This is a genomic window from Dysgonomonas sp. Shenzhen-Wh21 (genome assembly GCF_043392705.1).
Classification (GTDB): Bacteria; Bacteroidota; Bacteroidia; order Bacteroidales; family Dysgonomonadaceae; genus Dysgonomonas.
The window spans coordinates 1-2697 of the sequence record NZ_JAIXHZ010000098.1 but is presented as its reverse complement, the minus strand read 5'-3'; the positions used below and the strand labels follow the sequence as shown (position 1 = coordinate 2697).

Below are 2697 nucleotides of genomic sequence, written 5' to 3'. Positions count from 1 at the left end.
CCAACAAATGGTGAAAGAGATTATTCTCGACAAGCAGGCTGCTCAACTTGGCTTAAATGTGACCAAAGAAGAATTGAATGATATGGTTACAGGGCCTAACGTAGCTCCGATACTACATCAGATACCATTCTTCGTTAATCCTCAAACAGGTCAATTCGAAAGAGCGGCTTTAAATCAGTTCATACAAACTATCTCTCAGGATGATACTAATTTGCCTGAGAATCAAAGAGCTGAAATACAGGCAAGGAGAGAAATCTGGACATTTATCCAGAATATGATGAAATATCAACGTCTCGAAGAAAAATATTCAGCTATAGTTGCAGGTATTGTGATTCCTACAGCCACAGAAGCTAAATCGGCTTTTGATGACTCTAAGACACAAGCCAGCATCTCGTATGTTGTACAAAAATATACTTCTATCGCAGACTCTTTAGTTGCTAAGGATGTAACAGATAAGGATATTAAAGCGTTATACGATCAACGTAAAAACAACTTTAAGCTTGAATCTGAATTACGTAAGATCTCTTACTTTGTAAAAGATGTTGTTCCGAGTGATGAAGATTATGCTGCTGTAGAAAAAGAAATCAATGCTATTCATGATAAATTTGTAGCAACAGATAATCCTGGATTACTTGTTAATGAATATTCAAACAATCAGTATGTAGATGCATTTATCTCGGTAAATACTTTACCTGCAGATATGAAAGAATTTGCTCAAACAGCTACAATTGGTCAAGTAAACGGACCTGAACGTAACGAGCAATCATATATAATGTATAAGCTGGTTGACAGAACTTCTGCTGCCGACTCTGTCAAACTACAGATGATTCCATTACCTCAGGGCTTGGATCAGGCTACTGCAACTCATATTTCAGATAGTTTGCTAAATGTAATTAAAGGAGGTAAAGATTTTTCTGCTCTAGCAAATGAGTTGATGCCGGGATCAAATGGCGGTAATATTGGCTGGGCTACAGAAATGGCTTTGGCTAGTGCCGGTGGAGATTTGATCAAAAAATGCTTCGGAGCAGCTAAAGGCGATGTTTTTAATGTGTCAATAAATGGTCAGACACAAATCGTACGTGTTGAAGATAAAACCAATCCTGTTGCAAAAGTTAAGATTGCACTTATACAAATGCCGGTGATTGTTAGTGATAAGACTCAAAACTCGGTAGATAACGAGTTGAACCAATTTGTTGCTGAAAACGGAAATGTTCAGAATTTCGATAATGCTGCATTAACTAAAGGGTATAATATTATATCAAATGCAGTTGTTTCTCCGTCTGATATGTTATTGGGGCAGGTCGCAGGTTCTCGTCAAGTTATATCTTGGGCTTTCAATAATAAAGTTGGGTCTGTGAAGAAATTTGATAATCTTACAAACAAGAGAATAATTGCTGTAGTTAAGAATGAAATAAGCGGTGATTATATGCCGGTATCAGAAGTTTCAGCAATGTTGAAAGCTGAATTGATTAATGATAAAAAGGCAGAAAAAATAATTGCTGATCTGAAAGCTAAAAACTTGACTTCTCTCGATGGATATGCTCAAGCTATAGCAGGTAGAGTTGATACTGTAAACTTTGTTACTTTCCAAACGAATAATATCTCGGGTGTTGGTTACGAGCCGTTGTTGAACGTATATGCAAAACATGGGCAAGTAAACAAGCTGGAAGCTCCTAAGAAAGGTAAATCGGGAGTGTACGTGATAGATGTAACAAGTAAGACTGAAAATACAGCGACATTCGACCCGGCACAGTCAAAACAAATGATACGTCAAAGCAACATGTATCAATTGATGTCTCAGGCAATGTTGGTTCTGAAAGAGAAAATGAATGTAAAAGACAACAGGGTTGCATTCTGGTAATTATTAAAACTTAAATTATAAAAAATCCCTTATAGTTATAACTATAGGGGATTTTGTGTTTTTATCTAATTATTATATGACAAAAAAAGAACGATACGAACGTGTGATAGACTGGTTTGATAAAAATATGCCGGTTGTGGATACCGAACTCCACTACGATAGCCCATTTCATCTTTTGATTGCAGTAATACTATCTGCTCAATGCACCGACAAGAGGGTTAATATGGTTACTCCTGCGCTTTTTGAAGCATTTCCAACCCCCGAGGTTTTGGCAGTATCTTCTCCGGATGATGTTTATGAATATATCAAAAGCATTTCATACCCCAATAACAAGGCGAAGAATCTTGTTGGGATGGCAAAGAAGGTTATGGCTGATTTTAACGGCCAAATTCCCGATACTTTGGAGGAGTTGGAGTCAATACCCGGGGTTGGGCGCAAAACTGCCAATGTAATGCTTATAGTCGCTTTTGATAAGCCGGCTATGCCTGTTGATACGCATGTGTTCAGAGTGTCTAATAGGATAGGATTGACTGATAATTCAAAAAATCCGGCTCAAACAGAACGGGAATTGATAAAATATATCCCTTCTCGATATTTATCGAAAGCACATCATTGGCTGATATTACATGGCAGATATGTATGCTTGGCTCGTAAGCCAAAATGTGAAGAATGTGGATTGACGCCATTTTGCAAATACTTCACAAAAAAATAAATTTTGATTAAGTTATTTTGTTTAAGGGTTTTGTATATTTCGGTTAAAATATTTTGAAAAAAAGGCATTAAAATATTTGGAGATGTATAAATAAAATGCATATCTTTGCACCCGCTTTGATAGA

2 protein-coding genes are annotated in these 2697 nt (G+C 36.7%); both read left to right on the top strand.

All coding sequences use genetic code 11. The features are described from left to right. Positions 1 to 1861: peptidyl-prolyl cis-trans isomerase (locus tag LDB17_RS06465; protein ID WP_393924943.1), on the top strand; the 1861-nt coding region annotated here is incomplete at its 5' end. 76 nt (positions 1862 to 1937) lie between these two features. Beyond that, entirely contained in the window at positions 1938 to 2573 is a 636-nt protein-coding gene (nth, locus tag LDB17_RS06460; RefSeq protein ID WP_252638046.1) for an endonuclease III, read from the top strand. Positions 2574 to 2697: the final 124 nt, after the last annotated feature.

What these genes read in the sequence shown, in the direction of transcription:
- nth (WP_252638046.1), top strand. Translation starts at nt 1,938, where the DNA reads ATGACAAAAAAAGAACGATACGAACGTGTGATAGACTGGTTTGATAAA.